The sequence below is a fragment of the Actinoplanes octamycinicus genome, from assembly GCF_014205225.1.
In the GTDB taxonomy this organism is placed as follows: Bacteria; Actinomycetota; Actinomycetes; order Mycobacteriales; family Micromonosporaceae; genus Actinoplanes; species Actinoplanes octamycinicus.
The window spans coordinates 735,152-755,552 of the sequence record NZ_JACHNB010000001.1; the positions used below are offsets into that span (position 1 = coordinate 735,152).

At 71.8% G+C, this 20,401-nt stretch carries 22 protein-coding genes; 5 read left to right on the forward strand and 17 right to left on the reverse strand.

The window, feature by feature from the left end; genetic code table 11:
* Positions 1-48: 48 nt before the first annotated feature.
* The 13 genes from BJY16_RS03105 to glyA form a co-directional block, all read right to left on the reverse strand.
* Positions 49-516, reverse strand: coding sequence for a DUF2550 domain-containing protein (locus BJY16_RS03105; protein ID WP_185037615.1), 468 nt, complete (start codon positions 514-516; stop codon positions 49-51).
* Between the two features lie 8 nt (positions 517-524).
* Positions 525-806 carry a F0F1 ATP synthase subunit epsilon gene (locus BJY16_RS03110; RefSeq protein WP_014694384.1) on the reverse strand — a complete coding sequence of 94 codons (282 nt, stop codon included), beginning with the start codon at positions 804-806 and terminating at the stop codon, positions 525-527.
* Between the two features lie 74 nt (positions 807-880).
* Positions 881-2,011 carry an LCP family protein gene (locus BJY16_RS03115; RefSeq protein ID WP_373873482.1) on the reverse strand — a complete coding sequence of 377 codons (1,131 nt, stop codon included), beginning with the start codon at positions 2,009-2,011 and terminating at the stop codon, positions 881-883.
* Between the two features lie 203 nt (positions 2,012-2,214).
* The gene (gene atpD, locus BJY16_RS03120) at positions 2,215-3,657 is read right to left on the reverse strand and encodes a F0F1 ATP synthase subunit beta (RefSeq protein ID WP_221501869.1); all 1,443 of its coding nucleotides are present in this window, start codon (positions 3,655-3,657) and stop codon (positions 2,215-2,217) included.
* Positions 3,657-4,592 carry a F0F1 ATP synthase subunit gamma gene (locus tag BJY16_RS03125; RefSeq protein ID WP_185037617.1) on the reverse strand — a complete coding sequence of 312 codons (936 nt, stop codon included), beginning with the start codon at positions 4,590-4,592 and terminating at the stop codon, positions 3,657-3,659. Before BJY16_RS03125 ends, atpD begins: the two co-directional genes overlap by 1 nt.
* A 2-nt stretch (positions 4,593-4,594) precedes the next feature.
* Positions 4,595-6,160: a F0F1 ATP synthase subunit alpha gene (atpA, locus tag BJY16_RS03130; RefSeq protein WP_185037618.1), complete on the reverse strand. Its 1,566-nt coding sequence runs from the start codon at positions 6,158-6,160 to the stop codon at positions 4,595-4,597.
* Positions 6,161-6,235: 75 nt separating this feature from the next.
* Complete coding sequence (locus BJY16_RS03135; protein ID WP_185037619.1) at positions 6,236-7,057, reverse strand: F0F1 ATP synthase subunit delta; 822 nt, start codon at positions 7,055-7,057, stop codon at positions 6,236-6,238.
* On the reverse strand, positions 7,057-7,620 hold the full coding sequence (locus BJY16_RS03140) for a F0F1 ATP synthase subunit B (protein WP_185037620.1): 564 nt from the start codon (positions 7,618-7,620) through the stop codon (positions 7,057-7,059). The genes BJY16_RS03135 and BJY16_RS03140 overlap by 1 nt, the downstream gene beginning before the upstream one ends.
* A 34-nt stretch (positions 7,621-7,654) precedes the next feature.
* A complete protein-coding gene (locus BJY16_RS03145) occupies positions 7,655-7,891 on the reverse strand; it encodes an ATP synthase F0 subunit c (RefSeq protein WP_185037621.1) in 237 nt (78 codons plus the stop codon).
* A gap of 76 nt (positions 7,892-7,967) precedes the next feature.
* Entirely contained in the window at positions 7,968-8,759 is a 792-nt protein-coding gene (gene atpB / locus BJY16_RS03150) for a F0F1 ATP synthase subunit A (RefSeq protein ID WP_221501870.1), read from the reverse strand.
* Positions 8,760-8,771: 12 nt separating this feature from the next.
* Positions 8,772-9,005 carry an AtpZ/AtpI family protein gene (locus BJY16_RS03155; RefSeq protein ID WP_185037622.1) on the reverse strand — a complete coding sequence of 78 codons (234 nt, stop codon included), beginning with the start codon at positions 9,003-9,005 and terminating at the stop codon, positions 8,772-8,774.
* A 205-nt stretch (positions 9,006-9,210) separates the two neighbouring features.
* Positions 9,211-9,708, reverse strand: coding sequence for a hypothetical protein (locus BJY16_RS03160; protein WP_185037623.1), 498 nt, complete (start codon positions 9,706-9,708; stop codon positions 9,211-9,213).
* A 55-nt stretch (positions 9,709-9,763) separates the two neighbouring features.
* On the reverse strand, positions 9,764-11,053 hold the full coding sequence (gene glyA, locus BJY16_RS03165; protein WP_239177882.1) for a serine hydroxymethyltransferase: 1,290 nt from the start codon (positions 11,051-11,053) through the stop codon (positions 9,764-9,766).
* Positions 11,054-11,135: 82 nt separating this feature from the next.
* On the opposite strand from glyA, the gene BJY16_RS03170 reads away from it, so the two are divergent.
* Together BJY16_RS03170 and BJY16_RS03175 are read left to right on the forward strand one after the other, a co-directional pair.
* Positions 11,136-12,611 carry an SDR family oxidoreductase gene (locus BJY16_RS03170; protein WP_185037625.1) on the forward strand — a complete coding sequence of 492 codons (1,476 nt, stop codon included), beginning with the start codon at positions 11,136-11,138 and terminating at the stop codon, positions 12,609-12,611.
* The gene (locus tag BJY16_RS03175) at positions 12,608-12,994 is read left to right on the forward strand and encodes a RidA family protein (RefSeq protein WP_185037626.1); all 387 of its coding nucleotides are present in this window, start codon (positions 12,608-12,610) and stop codon (positions 12,992-12,994) included. The genes BJY16_RS03170 and BJY16_RS03175 overlap by 4 nt, the downstream gene beginning before the upstream one ends.
* Positions 12,995-13,129: 135 nt before the next feature.
* Here BJY16_RS03175 and BJY16_RS03180 read toward each other — a convergent pair whose 3' ends face one another.
* The 4 genes from BJY16_RS03180 to prmC are packed head-to-tail and all read right to left on the reverse strand — an operon-like array spanning position 13,130 to position 16,273.
* A complete protein-coding gene (locus tag BJY16_RS03180; protein WP_185037627.1) occupies positions 13,130-14,146 on the reverse strand; it encodes an L-threonylcarbamoyladenylate synthase in 1,017 nt (338 codons plus the stop codon).
* Positions 14,143-14,742, reverse strand: a complete 600-nt coding sequence (locus tag BJY16_RS03185; protein ID WP_275408102.1) for an arsenate reductase/protein-tyrosine-phosphatase family protein — start codon at positions 14,740-14,742, stop codon at positions 14,143-14,145. Before BJY16_RS03185 ends, BJY16_RS03180 begins: the two co-directional genes overlap by 4 nt.
* A gap of 1 nt (position 14,743) precedes the next feature.
* Positions 14,744-15,388 (reverse strand): L-threonylcarbamoyladenylate synthase, encoded by a 645-nt coding sequence (locus BJY16_RS03190; protein ID WP_239177885.1) that lies wholly within the window; start codon positions 15,386-15,388, stop codon positions 14,744-14,746.
* A 24-nt stretch (positions 15,389-15,412) separates the two neighbouring features.
* Positions 15,413-16,273 carry a peptide chain release factor N(5)-glutamine methyltransferase gene (gene prmC / locus BJY16_RS03195; RefSeq protein WP_185037628.1) on the reverse strand — a complete coding sequence of 287 codons (861 nt, stop codon included), beginning with the start codon at positions 16,271-16,273 and terminating at the stop codon, positions 15,413-15,415.
* Between the two features lie 84 nt (positions 16,274-16,357).
* Here prmC and BJY16_RS03200 point away from each other — a divergent pair, with 84 nt between their 5' ends.
* The 3 genes from BJY16_RS03200 to BJY16_RS03210 are packed head-to-tail and all read left to right on the forward strand — an operon-like array spanning position 16,358 to position 20,377.
* A complete protein-coding gene (locus tag BJY16_RS03200) occupies positions 16,358-17,854 on the forward strand; it encodes a GGDEF domain-containing protein (protein WP_185037629.1) in 1,497 nt (498 codons plus the stop codon).
* A 1-nt stretch (position 17,855) separates the two neighbouring features.
* A complete protein-coding gene (locus BJY16_RS03205; RefSeq protein WP_185037630.1) occupies positions 17,856-19,100 on the forward strand; it encodes an outer membrane protein assembly factor BamB family protein in 1,245 nt (414 codons plus the stop codon).
* Entirely contained in the window at positions 19,097-20,377 is a 1,281-nt protein-coding gene (locus tag BJY16_RS03210; RefSeq protein ID WP_185037631.1) for an outer membrane protein assembly factor BamB family protein, read from the forward strand. The genes BJY16_RS03205 and BJY16_RS03210 overlap by 4 nt, the downstream gene beginning before the upstream one ends.
* Positions 20,378-20,401 lie beyond the last annotated feature (24 nt).

Consider the following 20,401-nt stretch of genomic DNA (forward strand, 5'->3'; position numbering starts at 1 on the left):
GCTAGAGGCGGGACCGGGCGGCCGCGACCGCCAATCCCAGAATCGTGGTCAGCTCTCCATCGGGCGCGGCCCGAAGATCGACCGGCCGGGCACGCTGCCCGGGTCCCGCGGCGGGCCGGCCTCCAGCCAGGAGAGGAAACCGGTCACCGTGGTCTCGGCCATGGCGATCTCCACCTCGGTGCCGCCCATGGCGCAGCGCAGCACCACCCAGTGGCCGGGCATGGTGAGCCGCTCCGGCCCGGTCGGCAGGCGCCGCTCGGCGATGGTCAGCACCCGCCGGTCCAGCACCCGTTTGGGGCGGAAGGCGAGGCTGAACATCTTGTGGAAGCGGAGCTCGTCACCGACGAACTGGCCCACGCCCGGTGACCACCCGCGGCCCGGCACCATGGTGCTGGTGCGGACCTGCAGGCGGATGGTGCCGCCGCCGAGCATCAGCAGGCGGCGGCGGAAGAAGATCGCGAAGAGGAGCGCGAGCAGCGCGACGAGGCAGATTCCGACGACTTCCAGAACCCGCATCGCCGGTGTCAGTGCTGCTCGGGCGTGGCGGGCGTCGCGCTCTCGGCGAGCACGGTGACGCCGTTCGCGTCGATGGAGAGGAAGCCACCGGCCACGTCGTAGGTGAGCTGCTCGCCACCGGCGAGCTTCACCCGGACCTGGGACGGCTCCTTGAGCAGGCCGAGCAGCGGAGAGTGGCCCGGCAGCACACCGATCTCACCCTCGGTGGTGCGCGCGACGAGCATCTCGGCCTCACCGGCCCAGACCTTCTCCTCGACGGCGACGACCTCGACGTGAAGCTGGTTGGCCACGCTGTCTCCCTTTGACGCTGCGAACCGAATGGGTGAAAGTCTAATCGGCGCCGCCGGCCGGCGGCCGACCGGGTCTAGCTGTTGGTGTTGACGAACTCCGGGTGGGCCAGCAGAAACGCCGGGATCTTGTCGTTGCGCACCGCGTCGAAGAACTCGTCGGTCCCCTCGCCGAGCCCCTCACCCCGGTATTTGCCCCCCTCGTAGATGCCGCCGCCGGGCAGCTTGATGGAGACCATGTTGTCGGTGTTGAGCCCCTGCAGCGCCAGTCCCCAGTCCAGGACGCTGGTGCCGTTGGCCGCGCCGAAGGTGACCGCGTCGCCGGCTGCGTCCAGGATCTTCAGCATCTTGCCCGGGTCGGTCACCACACCCTTGCTCATCGCCTGCTTGGCCATCGCCTTGATGAACTGCTGCTGGTGCCGCTGGCGGTCGTAGTCGCTGTTCGGCAGGCCGTAGCGCTGCCGGACGTAGTCCAGGGCCTCCCAGGCCTTCAGGTGGTACGTCCCCGGCTTGTAGACCTTCTGCTCGCCGATGTACGGGTGCTCGCAGGTGTTGTCGGCGCACTCCGGACGGCGGTCCCGGGGCTTGCCGTTCGGCTTGAGGTGCTCGGACTTGACCGTCATGTCGATCGTCATGGTCACCCCGCCCATCGCCTCGACGATCTTCTTGAAGCCGCCGAAGTTGATGATCGCGCCGGCGTCGAACTGCTTGATGCCGGTGAGCTGGCTGACCGTCTTGGTGAGCAGCTGGAAGCCCTGGGTGACGTCGTGCTTGCCGTTGCCGACCGAGCTGCCGAACGACATCGCCGCGTTGATCTTCGACTTGCCGCCGCCGAAGCCGGTCGGCTGGAAGGCCGGGATGTCGACGTAGAGGTCCCGCGGGATGGAGAAGAGGAAGACCTGGTCCATGCTCGCCGGGATGTGCGCCACGATGATCGAGTCGGAGAGCGGCGCGGTCTTGTTGTCCCGCGGGTCGATGCCGGCCATCAGGATGTTCAGCGGGCCCTTGATGTCCTTGCCGGACGCCTTGGGGGCGCCCTCGGCCGGGCTGCCGACCAGTTTGCTGCCCGCGTCCAGGGACCCGGTGTACTTCGAGATCAGGGCGTTGCCGCCGACCAGGGCCACGCCGCTGGTCACCATGAGCACCGCACCGAAGACGGCGGTCAGCCGGGCCCACAGCGGTGCCCGGCGCTTCGCAGACTTAGCCACCCGATCCCCAACTCTGCCGGTCCATCACCCACGTGACGCGGGGCCGCCCTCCGGGCGGCGGCCAAGCATACCCAAGGGAAATACGAGGTTCCTGGGCACGATCCCCACGTTCACGTCGGTCGAACTCCCCCGGGAACGAGAGAAGCCGTGCCGGTGTGAACCGGCACGGCTTCCTCTTCGTCAGAACCTCGGCAGGGCTGAGGTCAGCCCTTCATCAGCTCGTGCGCGTTCTTCTCCAGGTCCTCGAGACCACCGCACATGAAGAAGGCCTGCTCCGGGTAGTTGTCGTACTCACCCTCGGCGATCTTCTTGAACGCCTCGATGGTCTCCTTCAGCGGAACCGTCGAGCCGGGGACGCCGGTGAACTGCTCCGCCGCGTAGGTGTTCTGCGACAGGAACCGCTCGATGCGGCGGGCCCGCTGCACCGTGACCTTGTCCTCCTCGGAGAGCTCGTCCATACCGAGGATGGCGATGATGTCCTGGAGGTCCTTGTACTTCTGCAGGATCCGCTGGACCTCACGGGCCACCGCGTAGTGCTCGGCGCCGACGAACTCCGGGGCCAGGATCCGCGAGCTGGAGGCCAGCGGGTCCACGGCCGGGTAGATGCCCTTGTCGGAGATCGACCGCTCGAGGTTGGTGGTCGCGTCCAGGTGGGCGAACGTGGTGGCCGGCGCCGGGTCGGTGTAGTCGTCGGCGGGCACGTAGATCGCCTGCAGCGAGGTGATCGCCTTGCCACGGACCGAGGTGATCCGCTCCTGCAGCTCACCCATCTCGTCGGCCAGGGTGGGCTGGTAACCCACCGCGGACGGCATACGGCCGAGCAGGGTGGAGACCTCGGAACCGGCCTGGGTGAACCGGAAGATGTTGTCGATGAAGAGCAGCACCTCCTGGTTCTGGACGTCCCGGAAGTACTCCGCCATGGTCAGAGCGGTCAGGGCGACCCGCAGACGGGTGCCCGGCGGCTCGTCCATCTGGCCGAAGACCAGGGCGGTCTTGTCCAGCACGCCACCCTCGTCCATCTCCAGGATGAGGTCGTTGCCCTCACGGGTGCGCTCGCCGACGCCGGCGAACACCGAGGTGCCACCGAAGTTCCGGGCCACCCGGATGATCATCTCCTGGATGAGCACGGTCTTGCCCACGCCCGCGCCGCCGAACAGGCCGATCTTGCCACCGCGCACGTACGGCGCGAGCAGGTCGAGCACCTTGATGCCGGTCTCCAGCATCTCGGTCTTCGGCTCCAGGTCGGCGAACGCCGGAGGCTTGCGGTGGATCGCCCAGCGCTCCTGGATGTCCAGCGTCGACGGGTCGACGTTGAGCACCTCGCCGAGGGCGTTGAACACGTGGCCCTTGGTCACGTCGCCGACCGGCACCGAGATCGGCGCGCCGGTGTCGGTGACCTCCTTGCCGCGGACCAGACCGTCGGTCGGCTGCATCGAGATGGCGCGGAGCAGGTTGTCACCCAGGTGCTGGGCGACCTCCAGCGTCAGCTTCTTGGTGCCCTCGGAGAGGGTGACCTCGACGTGCAGCGCGTTGAAGATCGGGGGCATGGCGTCACGGGGAAACTCGACGTCGACGACCGGGCCGATGACCCGGACGACACGGCCGACAGCGGTCTCCGCCTTGGTGGGCTCAGCAACAGCAGTCATCACACATCACTTCCCGCCGCGGCCAGCGCGTTGGCGCCGCCGACGATCTCACTGATTTCCTGGGTGATCGCAGCCTGCCGCGCGGAGTTCATCTCGCGCGTGTACCGCTTGAGGAGGTCGTCGGCGTTGTCCGACGCGCTCTTCATCGCCCGCCGCCGGGATGCCGACTCGCTCGCCGCCGAGTCCAGCAACGCCGCGTAGATCCGCGTGTTGAGGTACTTCGGCAGCAGCGCGTCGAGCAGCTCGTCGGCGTCCGGCTCGAATTCGTAGGCCGGGCGCAGCCCCTCGGGCTGCTCCTCGCCGTCGTCCTCGACCTGCACCGGCGCGAGCGGCTTCGCCTGTGCGGTCTGGGTCATCAGCGACTTGAACTCGGTGCTCACGAGGTGCAGCTCGTCCACGCCCGCGATGCCCTCCGGACCGAAGGAACCCTCGGTCTCGGAACCGGCCGCGAACCCCTCGATCAGGGCGTCACCGATCTTCTTGGCGTCCGCGAAGGACGGACGCTCGGAGAAGCCGGTCCAGCTGGCGGCGATGTCCCGCCCGCGGAACCGGTAGTAACCGACGCCCTTGCGGCCCACCACGTACAGCGCCACCTCCTTGCCCTCCGACTTCAGCTGAGCGATCAGCTGCTCGGCGGTCCGGATGGCGTTGGCGTTGTAGGCGCCGGCCAGGCCCCGGTCACTGGTGATCAGCAGGACCCCCGCCCGCTGGACGCGCTCACGCGCGACCAGCAGCGGGTTGTCGACCGAGGCGTTCGACGCGAGCGCGCCGAGCACCTTGGTGATCGCAATCGAGTACGGCCGGGACGCGTTGACCCGCTCCTGGGCCTTCGCGATCCGGCTGGTGGCGACCAGCTCCTGCGCCTTGGTGATCTTCTTGGTCGACTTGACGGTGCGGATGCGCCGACGCAGCGCCTGTACCTGACCGGCGGCCATGTCTAGCTACCGCTTCCGCCGGTCGTACCGCCCTGGAAGACCTTCTTGAACTCGACAACGCCGGCCTTCAGGCTCTCGATGTTGTCGTCGCTCAGCAGGTTCGTCGACTCGATCGCGGTGTAGACGTCGCTGTTGTGCTGCTTGAACCACTGCAGGAACTCCTGCTCGAAGCGGCGCACGTCGCCCACCTCGACGTCGTCCAGCTGCCCCGTGGTGCCGGCCCAGATCGTGATGACCTGGTCCACCGTCGAGTACGGCGAGTACTGCGGCTGCTTGAGCAGCTCGACCAGGCGGATGCCCTTCTCCAGCTGGGCACGCGACGCGCGGTCCAGGTCGGAGGCGAAGGCCGAGAAGGCCTCCAGCTCACGGAACTGGGCCAGGTCGAGCCGGAGCCGGCCGGAGACCGAGCGCATCGCCTTGACCTGCGCCGAACCGCCGACCCGGGACACCGAGGTGCCGACGTTGATCGCGGGGCGGACACCCGAGGCGAACAGGTCGGACTCCAGGAAGATCTGGCCGTCGGTGATCGAGATGACGTTGGTCGGGATGTAGGCCGAGATGTCGTTGGCCTTGGTCTCGATGATCGGCAGACCGGTCATCGAGCCGCCGCCCAGCTCGTCGGAGAGCTTGGCGCACCGCTCCAGCAGCCGGGAGTGCAAGTAGAAGACGTCACCCGGGTACGCCTCGCGGCCCGGCGGGCGGCGCAGCAGCAGCGACACGGCGCGGTAGGCCTCGGCCTGCTTGGTCAGGTCGTCGAAGACGATCAGGACGTGCTTGCCGTTGTACATCCAGTGCTGACCGATCGAGGAACCGGTGTACGGCGCGATGTACTTGAAGCCGGCCGGGTCGGACGCCGGAGCCGCGACGATCGTCGTGTACTCGAGCGCGCCCTGGGCCTCCAGGGTGCCCCGGATGCTGGCGATGGTGGAGGCCTTCTGGCCGATCGCCACGTAGATGCAGCGAACCTGCTTGGCCGGGTCGCCCGACTCCCAGTTCGCCTTCTGGTTGATGATCGTGTCGATCGCGACCGTGGTCTTGCCGGTCTTGCGGTCACCGATGATCAGCTGGCGCTGGCCCCGGCCGATCGGCGTCATGGCGTCGATCGCCTTGATGCCGGTCTGCAGCGGCTGCTTCACCGGCTGGCGGGCCATCACGTTCGGCGCCTGCAGCTCGAGCTCGCGGAAACCCTCGTTCGCGATCTCGCCACGGTCGTCGATCGGGTTGCCCAGGGCGTCCACGACGCGACCCAGGAAGGCGTCGCCGACCGGCACCGAGAGAACCCGGCCGGTGCGCTTGACCGGCTGGCCCTCCTCGATGTTCGCGTAGTCGCCCAGGATCACGGCGCCGATCTCGCGGACGTCGAGGTTCAGGGCGACACCCAGCGTGCCGTCGGCGAACTCCAGCAGTTCGTTCGCCATCGTCGAGGGCAGGCCCTCGACGTGCGCGATACCGTCGCCCGCATCGGAGACGATGCCGACCTCCTCGCGGGAGACCTCGGGCGAATAGGACGAGACGTAGCGCTCTAGCGCCCCCCGGATCTCGTCCGAGGAGATGGTCAGCTCGGCCATCCTCTGCCTTCTCTGTCTAGCTCGGGACGTCGCCGCCACCGAGGGGCTTCTCGATAAGGAATCGAGGGGAAAGGACTATTTAGCGAACGCCTGCTTGGCGGCGTTCAGCCGCCGCAGGATCGTGCCGTCGTAGAGGTCGGAGCCGACCCGGACGCTGACCCCGCCGATGATCGCGGGATTGACGTCCACCTTCAGCGACACCTCGCGGCCGTAGATCGCGGCCAGCTTGCCGGCCAGGGCCGTCTCCTCGGCGTCGCCGAGCGGCTTGGCCACCGTCACATAGGCGACCTCGCGGTCCCGTCGTGCGGCGGTCAGCTCGACCAGCCGGCCCAGCGAGGCCTCGAAGCCACGGCCGCCGAAGCCCTCCAGCGCAACCCGGACGAGCCGCACGGTGATCGCCTGAGCCTTGCCGTCGAGCAGGTCCCCGACCAGCTTAGCCCGGGGGGCGACCGGCGCGCCGATGTCACTGAGCGTGGCCGCGAGCTGCGGGCTCCCGGCGACGATCTGCGCGAACCGGAAGAGCTCGTCCTCGATCTCCGCCAGCGTGTCCTCCTTCTGCGCCGAGGCGAGCAGGGTGTCCACACCCAGCCGCTCGGTCGCGTCCAGCAGATCGCTGGGCTTGGAGAACCGGCCGGCCACCAGGGTGGCCAGCGCGTTGACGGTCACCTCGGCGACCTTGCCGGACAGCAGCGAGCGGAACAGGTCGCCACGGTCGTCGCCGGGCCGCGACGGGTCGGTCAGCGCCCGGCGCAGCCGGGGCTGGCCCCGCAGCAGGCCGGCCACCGTGAGGATCTCATCGGCGACCGTGGCCAGCTGCGTGCCCGTGGACGTGGCGGTGTCGGCGGAAAGCCGCTCCGCCGCGTCCGCGTAGGCCTGGTTGGTGACGCCCGACGCCATCAGCGCCCGCCAGCCGTGCCGGCGGCGTCGAGGTCCGCGATGAACCGCTCGACGGTGCCGCGGGTGCGGGCCTCGTCGGCCAGCGCCTCGCCCACGATCTTGCCGGCCAGGTCGACCGCGAGGGTCCCGACCTCGGCACGGAGCTCCCGGACGATCGACTCACGCTGCGCCGCAAGCTGCTCGTGGCCGGCCGCGATGATGCGGTCCGACTCCTCGCGAGCCTTGGCGAGCACGTCCTGCCGGATGCCCTCGGCGTCGGCCCGGGCCTCGTCGCGGATGCGAGCGGCCTCGGTGCGCGCCTCGGCGAGCTGCGCGCGGTACTGCTCGAGCAGCTCGTTCGCCTCGGCCTGCGCGGTCTCGGCGCGCTTGATGCCGCCCTCGATCGCGTCCACCCGGGCCCGGAACGTCTTCTCCATCTGCGGGAAGACGAACTTCATCAGGACGAAGCAGAGCACCGCGAAGGCGACCGAGCCGACCACGAGTTCCTGCCAGGCAGGAATGATCGGGTTGTGCTTGGACTCCTCGCCGGCGGCCTCGGCCAGAACCACAAACGTGTTGATCATGGGAACCTCCTGTCGAGGTCAGCTATGCCTTGGATCAGCCGACCGGGTTGCCGGCCCAGATGAAGCCGAACGCGATGCCGAGCAGCGCGAGCGCCTCGACCACGGCGAAGCCGATCCAGACGTACGGCAGGGTCAGACGCGACGACTCCGGCTGGCGGGCGGTCGACTGGATGTAGGCCGAGAAGACGAGACCGACACCGATACCCGGGCCGATGGCAGCGAGACCGTAACCGATGGCGGCGGTGCTACCAACAACTTCGGAGAGCAGCATTCTCAGTTCCTCCTGGTATCTCGCGTGACTGTCACGCGGGACGACAAACGGGGTGGTGCGTGGAGCGGGGTGAAACTCAGTGCTCGTCGGCGAGCGCGCCCTGGACGTAGCTCGCGGTCAGCACCGTGAAGACGTAGGCCTGGAGACAGATCACCAGGAACTCGAGGAAGGTCAGCGCGATGGTCAGGACCCAGGAGAGGATCGAGACCGGGGCGAGGAACCCGTTCGCGCTGATCATCGCGAACCCGCCCAGCGTGAACACCAGCAGCAGCATGTGGCCGGCGAACATGTTGGCGAACAGACGGACGGCCAGCGAGAACGGCCGGACCAGGAAGTTCGAGAAGAACTCGATCGGGATCAGCAGCGGCAGGATGAACCACGGCGCCGGCGGGATCAGCGCGGTCTTGAAGTACTTCAGGAAGCCGTGGTGCCGGATGCCCACATAGATGAACATCACATAGCTGATCACCGCCAGGATGGCCGGGAACGCGATGTGCGAGTTCGGCGAGATCTGCACGAACGGCAGGATGCCGAAGAAGTTGTTCACGATGATGAACATGAACAGCACCGTCAGGTACGGCGCGAACGCGACGCCGCGCGGGCCGATCATCTCGACCGCGACGTTGTTCCGCACGAACCCGTAGACGCTCTCGGCGATCCACTGCTTCTTCGTCGGAACGAGCTCCGGCTTCCGGTACGAGACCAGGAAGAAGATGATGATCGCGGCCACCGCCACCCAGACCAGGAACGTGATCTTGGTGAACCAGTAGTTGTTCTCCTGACCCCACGGCAGGATGCTGGGCAGGTAGAAATCCTCGACGCTGGGCGGGAACTCCGCCGCGAGGACCGTCGACGTACCGATCACCATGGCCCTTTCCTGTCAGGCGCCGAGCCGGCGCACGATGAGGTACACACCCAGGCCGATGCCCAGGACGGCGCCGATACCGGCGAAAATGCCCTTGGTCCCGGCCCAGTGGTCGACCAGCCACCCGATCCCGCCCCAGACCAACATGCCCGCGATGAGGTAGGTGACTGCCGTCATGCCCGCGCCCGTGTCGGGCGGGGTGGGGCCTTCGTCACCGCGTTTGTCGTGGGGGGGTTCTTGGCCGGTCATGACGGCCCGAACGATATCAGCAGGTGATACGAAGCTAAGCGGGACCCCCCGCACAACCGCAGTTGTCCAGGCGTCAGGGGTCTCGCAACTGGAAGGACACGGTACTCCTGTCACGCCAAAACGGAACACGGCACGACCGGACACATCACCGGTTCGTGGCAGTCCACCTGCCAAACCTCCGCTGACCAGCGGGAACGCGCGTGCCTCAAGTCACTTTTCGCAGTGTCCGGCGGGTGACCCACCAGGCCTGGACCGCGGTCCAGACGATCACTCCGGCCACGACACCGAGTCCCAGTGCCTTCTTTCCCGACCAATCGGACGAGACGCCGACAGCCAGGATAACGCCCAGCAAAGAGTATTTGACGACATACGTCAACATTCCCAGCGGCATGACCAGGGCCGGCCGGACCGTGTCGGCCCAGGCGACCACCAACGTGGTCAGCGTGTGGCTGACCGTCACGATCAGCACGCCGCCGGCCGCGGCCAGCGCCGCGGTCGGGCCGCTGACCAGGAAGCCGATCGAGGCGGCGCAGGTGAGCAGCAGGAACGAGACGGCGGTGAGGAAGCCGAGGTGCTCCACCTTCCACCGCGGATCCTTCGGCAGGGGTGGCAGGTCCGGCAGCGGACCATCAAGATCTTTTTCCGGTACGCCGGGAAGCTCGCCGAACGCACCGGGCGTCGCCGCCGTGGGGGCACCACTCACACCGCGCTTCACGGGGTATGCGCTCCTGGCCCGTGCTTCGCTGCGATGCCGTCGCTCATGCCATGACCTCCTGGTCGACGTAGAACGGGAAGCGCCGCACCAGGCAGGTCACCTCCTCGCGGACAGCGGCCAACCGGGACACCCCGCCGGCCGTCTCCGGATCGCACCGCACCGCCACCCCGATGAGCTCGGCGACCCGGCGCATCTCGGCCTCCCCCATGCCCTGCGAGGTGACACCGGGCGCGCCGACCCGGATCCCGGACGCCACGGCGGGTTTCGCCGGGTCGTACGGAACGGGGTTCTTGTTGAGAGCGATCCCCGCGGCGGCGCAGCGCGCCTCCGCCTCCCGGCCGCTGACCCCCAGCTCGCGCAGATCGAGCACGGCGAGATGGGTGTCGGTGCCACCGGTGACCGGGCGCATCCCCTCGGCGGCCAGCCCAGCGGCCAGCGCCTGCGCGTTGCGCACGGTCTGCGAAGCGTACCTCCGGAAGGCCGGCATGCCCGCCTCGCGGAGGGCCACCGCCTTGGCCGCGACCGTGTGCATCATCGGACCGCCCTGGGCGAACGGGAAGACCGCCTTGTCCACCCGCTGGGCCAGGTCCGCCCGGCAGAGGATCATGCCGCCCCGCGGGCCGCGCAGCGCCTTGTGAGTGGTGCAGGTGACCACGTCGGCGAACGGCACCGGGGACGGCACCGCCCGGCCGGCCACCAGGCCGATGACATGTGCCGCGTCAACCAGCAGGTAGGCGCCCACCTCGTCGGCGATCTCCCGGAACCGGGCGAAGTCGATCAGCCGGGGGTAGGAGATCGAGCCGCAGATGATCAGCTTGGGCCGGTGCGCCAGCGCCAGGTCGCGCACCTCGTCGTAGTCGATCAGCTCGGTGTCCGGCGCCACCCGGTAGGCGATCGGGTGGAACCACTTGCCGGAGAAGTTGGCCCGGCTGCCGTGCGTCAGGTGCCCGCCGTGCGGCAGCCCCATGGCCAGCACCGGGTCGCCCGGCTCGGCCAGCGCGGCGTAGGCGGCGAGGTTCGCCGAGGCGCCGGAGTGCGGCTGCACGTTCGCGTGGTCGGCGCCGAACAGCTCCCGGGCCCGCTCGACGGCCAGCTCCTCGGCCCGGTCGGCCTGCGCGCAGCCGCCGTAGTAGCGGTTCCCCGGATAGCCCTCGGCGTACTTGTTGGCCAGCGTCGAGCCGAGCGCGGCCAGCACCGCCGGCGAGGTGAAGCTCTCGCTGGCGATCAGCGTGAGGGTGTCGCGCTGGCGCGCCAACTCGTCGAGCAGCACGTGGGCGATGGCCGGGTCGTCGCGCTCCAGCGCGGCGAAATCCGGACCCCAGAAGGTGTCCACCTGGGCCTCCCCGAGCTGGTTTGACGCGGCCTGGATCGAGCATATGGCTGAACTGGCCCGAATCGGGGCACAGTCTGAAGTTATGCGCTGTCTTGTCACGGGAGCTACCGGGTACATCGGCGGGCGATTGGCCCCCCGGCTGGTCGAAGCCGGGCATCAGGTGCGCTGCCTGTCGCGCAGCGCGGGCCGGCTGCGCGACGTCCCCTGGGCCGGCCAGGTGGAGATCGTCGAGGCCGATCTGGCCGACCCGGCGAGCCTGCGGCCCGCGTTCGACGGCATCGAGGTCGCCTACTTCCTGATGCACTCGCTGGGCCAGCCGGACTTCGAGCGCCGGGACCGGGAGGCGGCGGCCAACTTCGCCGCCGCGGCCCGCGCCGCCGGCGTCCGCCGGATCATCTACCTCGGCGGCCCCGAGCCGCCGCCCGGCGACCGGCCCTCCCCGCACCTGCGCTCCCGCGCCGAGGTGGCCCGGATCCTGCTGGCCAGCGGCGTGCCGACGGCGGTGCTCCGGGCCCCGGTGATCATCGGCTCCGGGTCCGCCTCGTTCGAGATGCTGCGCTACCTGACCGAGCGGCTGCCCGCCATGATCACGCCGCGCTGGGCGGAGAACCTGATCCAGCCGATCGCCGTCCGGGACGTGCTGCGCTATCTGATCGACGCGGCCGCCCTGCCGCCGGAGGTGCACCGCGGCTTCGACATCGGCGGCGCCGACGTGCTCAGCTACGCCGACATGATGCGCCGGTACGCCCGGGTCGCCGGCCTCCCCCGCCGGATCATCCTGCCCACCCGGATCCTCAGCCCGTGGCTCTCGGCGCACTGGGTCGGCCTGATCACCCCGGTGCCGAACGCGATCGCCCGCCCGCTGGTCGCCAGCCTGGTCCACGAGGCGGTGGCCCGGGAGAACGACCTGGCCGAGCTGCTGCCGGGCCCGCCGCCGCTGGGCTTCGACGACGCCGTCCGGCTGGCTCTCGGCCGGATCCGCGACGCCAACGTGGAGACCCGCTGGACCAGCGCGTCCGGCCGGGACGCCGCCGCCGAGCCGCTGCCCAGCGACCCGTCCTGGTCCGGCGGCAGCGTCTACACCGACGAGCGGTGCCGCGAGGTGCGCGCCCCGGCCGACCGGCTGTGGCGGGTGATCGAGGGGGTCGGCGGGGAGAACGGCTGGTACTCGTTCCCGCTCGCCTGGTCGGTGCGCGGCTGGCTGGACCGGCTGGCCGGCGGGGTCGGCCTGCGCCGCGGCCGCCGGGACCGGCACCACCTGCGGGTCGGCGAGGCCCTCGACTGGTGGCGGGTCGAGGAGATCGTCCCGGGCGAGCTGCTGCGCCTGCGCGCCGAGATGCGCGTCCCCGGCCGGGCCTGGCTGGAGATGCGCGCCGAGCCGGACGGCGACGGCGGCTCGGTCTACCGCCAGCGCGCCGTCTTCCTGCCCCGCGGCCTGGCCGGGCACCTCTACTGGGCCTCGGTCCTGCCCTTCCACGGCATCGTCTTCAGCGGCATGGCCCGCAACATCGCCCGCGGCGCGGAGAACGCCGGATCGGAGGCTAACGTCGCGGCATGACCGAGCGACGTTCCATCCTCAGCGGCTCGACCTTCGAGGACGAGTTCGGCTACGCCCGGGCGGTGGTCGACGGGGACCACATCTACGTCTCCGGCACGACCGGTTTCGATTACTCCACGATGACCATCTCGGAGGATGTCGCGGAGCAGGCCGCGCAGTGCCTGCGCACCATCGCGGCGGCGCTGGCCGAGGCCGGCTGCACGCTCGCCGACGTGGTCCGGGTCCGCTACCTGCTGCCCGACCCGGCCGACTTCGCGCTCTGCGGCCCGGTGTTGCGGGAGGCCTTCGGCACGGTCCGGCCGGCCGCGACCATGCTGGTCTGCGGCCTGCTGGACAAGCGGATGCGGATCGAGATCGAGGTCGACGCGGTCCGCCGGGGCTGAGCGGTGCTGTTGTCCTGGGTGGCCACCACGCACAGAGCCCACCCTCCCAGGGGGCAGCCCCCGCAGACAGTGTGACGGGGCGGTGCGAGATCGTGCGGCGGCCCTGTGGACAACCCCGGACTGTGGAAACCCGGGTCAGGCGGCGGCGCGGGTGAGCCGGTCGCGGACCGCGAGCCAGTCCTCGGTGCGGGGCGGCTCCTGGACCAGGATGGTGGCCACCCCGGCGTCGTCCAGGCGGTGCAGCGCGGCATACAGATCCGCCGCGTACTCCGCCGGATCGGCGGAGAGCACTTCGACGACCTCAGGCTGGCCGGAAGTGATCACGGCGGTCCCGGTGCCGGGTTCGGTCGGTTGACGGTACGACGGCAGCGCGCTCCCCTCGTACGTCAAAATCGCCGCAGGCGCCGCCAAGCGCGACCGATCCGCCTCCCGCACGTCCGGCGTCAGAATGACCTTGGCGCGCGGCGCGTAGTGCCGCCGGCTCATCCCGGGCGACGGCCGGGCCGCGCCGTCCGCCGTCTCCGCGTCCCGCAGCGCGATCGCCCCGGTCACGTCACGCAGCGCGCGCAGGCTCAGCGCCCCGGGCCGGAGCAGCGTCGGCACCTCGGTGGTCAGGTCCAGCACGGTCGACTCGATGCCCCACGAGCACGGGCCGCCGTCCAGCACCAGCGGCACGTCCGGCAGGCTGCGCACCACGTGCCCGGCGGTGGTCGGCGAGATCGACTCGGACCGGTTGGCGCTGGGCGCGGCGAGCGGCAGGCCGGACGCCTCGAGCAGGCGCAGCGCCACCTCGTGGGCGGGGATCCGGACGGCGATGGTGTCGTTGTCGGCGCCGACCCCGGCCAGGTGCGCGGCCCGGCGCAGCACCAGGGTGAGCGGGCCCGGCCAGAATCGCGCGGCCAGCTTGTCGGCGACGGCCGGCCACTCGGCGGTCAGCTCGCGGGCCGCCTCGACCGAGGCGACGTGCACGATCAGCGGGTTCCAGCTCGGCCTGTTCTTCAGCCGGTAGACCTCGCTGATCGCCTGCCGGGAGAAGGCGTTGGCGCCGAGCCCGTAGACGGTCTCGGTGGGGAAGGCGACGACCGAGTCGGCGCGCAGGATCTCGACGGCCCGGCGCACCCCGTCGGCGTCGGGCGGAACGACACGGCTCATGGAAGCAACAACGCGGCGAGCGGGACGGTGGTGTCCTCGATCTCGTCGCCGACCCGCTGGAAGGTCTGGTCGCCACGGCCCCACGGATCGTCCAGATCGTCGGTGAGCAGCGGCGCCTCGCCGCCGCGCAGCCGGTGCACGGCGGCGACGACGGCCACCCCGCGCTGGCGCACCGCCTCCGGCTTGGGCTCGGCCGGCGGCAGCGCGGCCCGGTCGACGGCGCCGAGCAGCCGGCCGAACTCGCCGAGCACGAAGGTGCGCCCGGCGGCGTCCGGGCGCAGCGCGACCACGTAGTCGTACTGGTCGGCGGTGGCGGTGAGGATCAGGTCGGCCTCGTCGATGAAGTCGCCGCGCAGCTTGCGGGCCAGGAAGCCGTCGTCGGAGCCGCGCCGGGCGCGCACCTGCCGGGCGGCCGGCGGGTTCATCTCCTCGCCCTCGTGCCAGCCGCCGGTGCCGGCGCTGACGCTGCGGACCAGCGGCTCGTCGGTGGCCGCGCCGGCCCGGTCGCGGACCGCCCGGGCGAGCAGCCGCTCGGCCATCGGCGAGCGGCAGATGTTGCCCATGCAGACGTGCAGAACGGTGAACGGCGCCGCCACCTCAGGCCTGCCCCTCGACGATCTCCGGCACCACGTCGCGCAGTTTCTCGACCGGGATCGAGCCGGTGCGCAGCACCCGCGGCACGTCGCCGGTCACGTCGACCACGGTGCTCGGCCACGGGTCGACGGCCGGACCGGCCTCCAGGTAGACCCGCACCGAATACTCCAGCTGGTCGCGGGCCTCCTCGGCGGTCAGCGGGGACGGCGAGCCGACCTTGTTGGCGGTGGTCACCGCCATCGGGCCGACCTCGCGCAGCACCTCCAGGGCGACCGGGTGCAGCGGCATCCGGACCGCGATCACGCCGCCGGTGTCGCCCAGGTCCCACTGCAGGCTCGGCGAGTGCTCCACGATGATGGTCAGCGCGCCCGGCCAGAACGCGTCGGCCAGGTCCCGGGCGGCCCGGGGCAGCGAGTAGACCAGCCCGTCCAGGGTGTGCCGGGAGCCGACCAGCACCGGCGGCGGCACCCGCCGGTCCGACCCGCGGGCGTGGTGCAGCTGGGTGATCGCGTGTGCGGTGAAGGCGTCCGCGCCCACCCCGTACACCGTGTCGGTGGGCATCACCACGAGCTCACCGCTCTTGGCCGCCTCGACGGCCGCGGCGACGCCGCGATCACGATCGGCGATGGCGGTGCAGTCGTAGAGCATCACGACGTGCAGTCTGCCATGCCGTCAGCCGCGACGGGCGGTCGCGTATCGCGGGCGGCCGGTGAGGTCGTCGTGGGCGGTCACCTCGGTGAACCGGCCGTCGGCGCGCAGCAGCGCGGGCACCGCGGCGCCGTGCACGTCGTCGTGCTCGATCCCGACCCATCCACCCGGCTTGAGCAGGGCCGCGGCCAGGTTCACCACCGGCCGGATCACGGACAGGCCGTCGGCGCCGCCGAAGACCGCCTCGGCCGGGTCGTGATCGGACACCTCGGGTGGCACCGGGGTGCCCTCCGGGACGTAGGGCGGGTTGCAGAGCAGCACGTCGACCTGACCGTGCAACTCGGACAGCAGATCCGGATCGGTCACGTCCGCCTCGACGACCTCGACCTTGCCGAGCTCGGCCGCGTTCCGCCGCAGCCAGGGCAGCGCGGCCGGCGAGCGTTCCACCGCGATCACCCGGCCGGCCGCCGACTCGTCGGCGACCGCCAGCGCGATCGCCCCGCTGCCGCTGCACAGGTCGACCACGATGGCGCCGGGCGCGGTGCGCTCGATGCCCCAGCCGGCCAGCAGCTCGGTCTCCGGCCGCGGCACGAAGACGCCGTCGCCGACCGCCAGCTCCAGGTGGCGGAACGCGGCCGTGCCGAGCAGGTGCTGCAACGGGATCCGCTCGGCGCGCCGGGCGACCAGCTCGCGGAACCGGGCCAGCTCGTCGTCGCGGATCCCGTCGATCAGCAGCAGCCGGCCCCGCGGCACGTCCAGCACGTGCGCGGCGAGCAGTTCGGCGTCGACGCGCGGCGAGGACACCCCGGCGGCCGAGAGTTCGGCGGCCGCCGATGCCAGCTCGGGTGCCAGACGGGTCCGGCGGGGGTGTTCGTCACGCGGCATCACGGCATAATCATGAGACGTCGCGCACGCCGGGGATCGGCCGGGTCACCCAGCGATCGCGCCGAAGGCCGTGGGAGGCGCCTGGTGGGTTGGTTGGACCAGCTCGCGGAACATGTCGACGACCTGCGCCGGGCCGGGCGACTGCAGCAGGACGGCCGCTCGGCCCGGGCCCTGCCGATCCTGGACGCCGTGCTGGCCGGCAGCACCGATCCCCTCACCCGGGCGTACGCGCTGGTCCAGCGCTTCGGCGCGCTGATCAACCTGGGCCGGGTGGCCGAGCTGGCCACCGCGATGGCGGCCGCCACCGAGGCGGTCCGCGAGGTGCCCGACCCCTACCTGCGCGGCCAGCTGCACGCCTTCGCCGCCCTCGGCGCCCACCTGCAGAGCAATCTGGACCGTGGGGTGACCCACCTGGTCCAGGCGTCCCGCGCGCTGGCCGCGGTGCCGGACCGGGACGCGGAGACCGCCTGGGGCTGGCACGACCTGGCCATGGCGTACTCCTATCTGGGCTTCCACGGCCAGGCGCTGACCTCGATCGAGCAGGCCCGCGAGGTGGGCGCGAGCGCCGGGCTGGCCCCGGAGGTGTTCGCCGCCCCCGGCATCCGGCTGCGCAACGCGGTCGCCCTCGACCACCAGGGCGACACCGACGGCTGCCTGCGGGTGCTCCGCGACATCGACGCCGAGCTGTCCCGCTACCTGGCGACCGACCAGTTGCGCCCGGGCAGCCGCGCGGTCTACGGCTACGCGCTGGCCCGCCGGGCCGCCCTGGGCGAGCCGACCGAGGCCGGCGCGACCACCTGGCTGACCGGCGGCGGGGACAGCGCGCGGACCCGCGACCTGCACCATCTCGGCGCGGTCTGCCTGACCATCGCGGCCGGCAAGCCGGAGCGGGCACTGACCATGCTGGAGGCGATCCCGGTCTCCGCCGAGGTGCTCGGCGCCCCCGAGCCGGCCCGGTTGCGCAGCATCTGCCACGCCAGCGCCGGCGACCACGCCGCCGCGCACGCCGCCGACCGGTACGCGTTCCGCCTCGCCGCCCAGCGCATCGACCAGCTCCGGGACGGCTACCTGGACGGGGTCGCGGCCCGGCTGGACGCCCAGGAGACCCACCGCGACCCGCACCGCTACGGCGACGAGACGCTCACCGACCCGCTCACCGGCCTGCCCAACCGCCGCGCGCTGGAGCACTATGTGGACGGCCTGCTGGTCCGCGGCGAACGCGCCGCCGTCGGGGTCTGCGACATCGTCGGCTTCACCACGGTCAACCTGCGGCACGGCCGGCACTGCGGCGACCTGGTGCTGCAGCGGATCGCCGGGGTGCTGGCCCGGGTGATGCGCCGGGGCGACTTCGTGGCCCGGTTCGCCGGTGACGAGTTCGTGCTGGTGCTGCCGGGCGCCGGCCCGCACCACGCGGCCGAGGTAGCCCGCCGGATCAGCGCCGCCGCGGCCACCGAGAACTGGCAGGTGCTGGTCCCCGGCACCCCGATCGGGCTGGCCGCCGGCTGGTCCGAGGTGGGCGCCAACGGCCGCGGGCTGAGCGCCGCCCTGGCCGCCGCCGCGGCGAGTCGGAAACCCACCTGAGATGGCCGTGATCGAGCTCGGCGAGCCGGAGCCGGAGCCACCGGTCCGGGAGGAGTGGCGGCCGCGCCCTCTGCTCTGCGCCGTGCTCGCCCTGCTCACCCTCTTCGCGGTGACCGGCTCGGCCCGGCCCCGCCCGCCGGCCGGCGGCGACCTGCTCTGGTCCGCGCCGTCCGGCCTGGACGACCTGGTCAGCCTGGACGGGGACACCGTCTACCAGCAGCGCACCGGCGAGCAGTCCGACCTGGTCCTCTACGACCTGGCCACCGGCGCCCGGCGGTGGAGCACCAGCGACGCGGTCTTCGACCGGTTCCTCGCGGCCGGACCGGTGCTGCTGCTGATCGCCGAGCGGCAGGCCGGCCGGTCCGACGGCGTCGTCACCGCCCGCGGCACCGCCGACGGCCGCACTCTCTGGCAGCGGCCCGGCACCGCGCTGGCCCAGGACCGGGGTGTCGCGCTGCTCGCCGGGTACGACGCGGACGGCCGGGCGGTCCGGCTCAGCCAGGTCCGGCTCACCGACGGCGTCCCGGTCTGGAGCCGCGCCGTCGCGCCGGCCGACGACGTGCAGGTGGAGTACCGCACGGACGGGACGCCGGGGCGGATCGTCGCGGCGGTCGACGGCCGGATCGACCTCTACCGCTGGGCGGACGGCACGCTGGACAGCTCCGGCCGGCTGCCGATCCGGGCCCTCGACATCGTGTTCGCCTACGACGGCCGCCTGCAGACCAGCAGCGGCGCCGAGTTCCGGTTCTTCGACCTCGGCGACTTCCGCGACCTGGGCGACTTCGGCGGCGCCACGGTCGCCCAGGTCGTCCCGTGCGCCACGCTGATCTGCCGGATCGGCGCGGGCGGGGCGGTCGCGATCGACCCGGCCACCGGCCGGGAGGTGTGGCAGCACCCGGAGGCGAACGGGATCGACCTGGCCACCACCGGCCGGGTGCTGCTGACCGACCCGGACGGCCTGACCCGCACGCTGGCCGACGCGACGACCGGCCGGGTGCTGGCCAGCCGGGTGCCCGGCACGATCGCCCGGGCGTACCTCGCCGAGCCCGGATCGGTGCTGCTGCTGCACGCCACCCGGTCACCGGACCGGCGGACCGCGGCGATCCGCCTCGACCTGGCCACCGGCGCCTGGCGGCTGCTCGGCCTGCTGCCGCCGATCGCCGACCCGCATTCCTGCACCACCGCCGGCTCGGTGCTCCTCTGCCAGGACAACGACCGGATGTTCGCGCTGGCGGTGCCCGGATGACGGTGATCGACCTCGGTGACCTGAGCGTCCACCCGGACGAGCCGCCCGCCCCGCCACCGGCCCGCCGGCTGCCCCGCCGCCCGGCTGCCGCGCTGGTCGCCCTGCTCTGCGCGGTCACCCTGGGCGCGGCGGCCACCCCGGACCCGCCGCTGGTGCACGAGGTGTGGAGCGTCCCGGCCGAGCAGGGCGACGGCCTGGCCACCACCGAGGACACCGTCTACGTGGCCCGGGCCACCGACGGGCGGACCGTGCTGTCCGCGTACGAGCTGGCCACCGGCGCCACCCGGTGGACCCGGGACCTGCCCTGGGTCAGCGGCGGCGGGCTGCTCACCTTCCTCGCCGGCGACGGGATGGTCCAGCTCGCCGACACGCCCCGCGGGTCGATCGGCGACCGCCCGGAGGCGTTCTACCCGAGCCGGGCGACCGTGGTGGACGCGGCCACCGGCGAGGTGCGCTGGCGGACCACCGGCGAGGTGCAGCACACCACCCCGGAGGCCGTGCTGCTCGCCGACCGGGACGACCTCGGCGAGATCACCGCGCTGCGGCTGGCCGGGGCGCGTACCGGGGAGATCCGCTGGACCCGGCCGGTGCGGCGGGTGATCCGGCTAGAACTCGACGGGTCCCGGATCGTCACCGTCACCGAGGCCGGCGAGGCCGCCGTCTACCGGTACGCCGACGGCACCCCGCTGGCCCGCGGGCGGGTGGCCTGGAACACCGATCGGGACCTGGGCGCCCAGGCGCTGATCCACGACGGGCGGTACGTGGTCACCCGGACCGACCCGCTCGGCGCCACGGTCACCGCGTACCGGCTGACCGACCTGCGCCCGGACTGGAGCCTGCGGACGCTGCGCTCCTCGCTGATCAGCGACTGCGGACCGGTGCTCTGCCTGTCCCGGGGCGCCGACGTCGCCGGCCTGGAACCGGCCACCGGGACCACCCGCTGGGTGCTGGCCGGTCAGGGCTTCGTCAACCGGGCCGGACCGGACCGGTTGCTCGCCGCCGGCACCGACACCGACCAGCCGGCGCAGACCCTGGTCGACGCGGCCACCGGCCGGGTGATCGCCGGCCTCGGCCCCGGCTGGCCGGACGGCGACCTGCTGATCGGGAACACCACCGGCAGCCCGGTCCGGACCGTGCTCAGCCGGATGGACCTGGTCGCCGGCCGGTCCACCCCGGTCGGCACGGTCGAGTCGATCGAGGGCGTCTACTGCTCGGTCACCGGCCGCTTCCTGGCCTGCCGGCGACCCGGCCGGATCGTGGTCACCGCGGTCGGGTGACCGGGAAGCCTAGGATCGGCGACA

Bases quoted from the DNA above. Each gene is read 5' to 3' on its own strand.
- BJY16_RS03205 (WP_185037630.1), top strand. From the start codon at position 17,856: ATGGCCGTGATCGAGCTCGGCGAGCCGGAGCCGGAGCCACCGGTCCGG.
- BJY16_RS03135 (WP_185037619.1), bottom strand. From the start codon at position 7,057: ATGGCGTCGGGCGTCACCAACCAGGCCTACGCGGACGCGGCGGAGCGG.
- BJY16_RS03140 (WP_185037620.1), bottom strand. From the start codon at position 7,620: ATGATCAACACGTTTGTGGTTCTGGCCGAGGCCGCCGGCGAGGAGTCC.
- BJY16_RS03125 (WP_185037617.1), bottom strand. From the start codon at position 4,592: ATGGCCGCCGGTCAGGTACAGGCGCTGCGTCGGCGCATCCGCACCGTC.
- BJY16_RS03190 (WP_239177885.1), bottom strand. From the start codon at position 15,388: ATGCTCTACGACTGCACCGCCATCGCCGATCGTGATCGCGGCGTCGCC.
- BJY16_RS03170 (WP_185037625.1), top strand. From the start codon at position 11,136: ATGCGCTGTCTTGTCACGGGAGCTACCGGGTACATCGGCGGGCGATTG.
- BJY16_RS03180 (WP_185037627.1), bottom strand. From the start codon at position 14,146: ATGAGCCGTGTCGTTCCGCCCGACGCCGACGGGGTGCGCCGGGCCGTC.
- BJY16_RS03145 (WP_185037621.1), bottom strand. From the start codon at position 7,891: ATGCTGCTCTCCGAAGTTGTTGGTAGCACCGCCGCCATCGGTTACGGT.
- atpD (WP_221501869.1), bottom strand. From the start codon at position 3,657: ATGACTGCTGTTGCTGAGCCCACCAAGGCGGAGACCGCTGTCGGCCGT.
- prmC (WP_185037628.1), bottom strand. From the start codon at position 16,273: ATGCCGCGTGACGAACACCCCCGCCGGACCCGTCTGGCACCCGAGCTG.
- BJY16_RS03210 (WP_185037631.1), top strand. From the start codon at position 19,097: ATGACGGTGATCGACCTCGGTGACCTGAGCGTCCACCCGGACGAGCCG.
- BJY16_RS03155 (WP_185037622.1), bottom strand. From the start codon at position 9,005: ATGACCGGCCAAGAACCCCCCCACGACAAACGCGGTGACGAAGGCCCC.
- atpB (WP_221501870.1), bottom strand. From the start codon at position 8,759: ATGGTGATCGGTACGTCGACGGTCCTCGCGGCGGAGTTCCCGCCCAGC.
- BJY16_RS03175 (WP_185037626.1), top strand. From the start codon at position 12,608: ATGACCGAGCGACGTTCCATCCTCAGCGGCTCGACCTTCGAGGACGAG.
- BJY16_RS03105 (WP_185037615.1), bottom strand. From the start codon at position 516: ATGCGGGTTCTGGAAGTCGTCGGAATCTGCCTCGTCGCGCTGCTCGCG.
- atpA (WP_185037618.1), bottom strand. From the start codon at position 6,160: ATGGCCGAGCTGACCATCTCCTCGGACGAGATCCGGGGGGCGCTAGAG.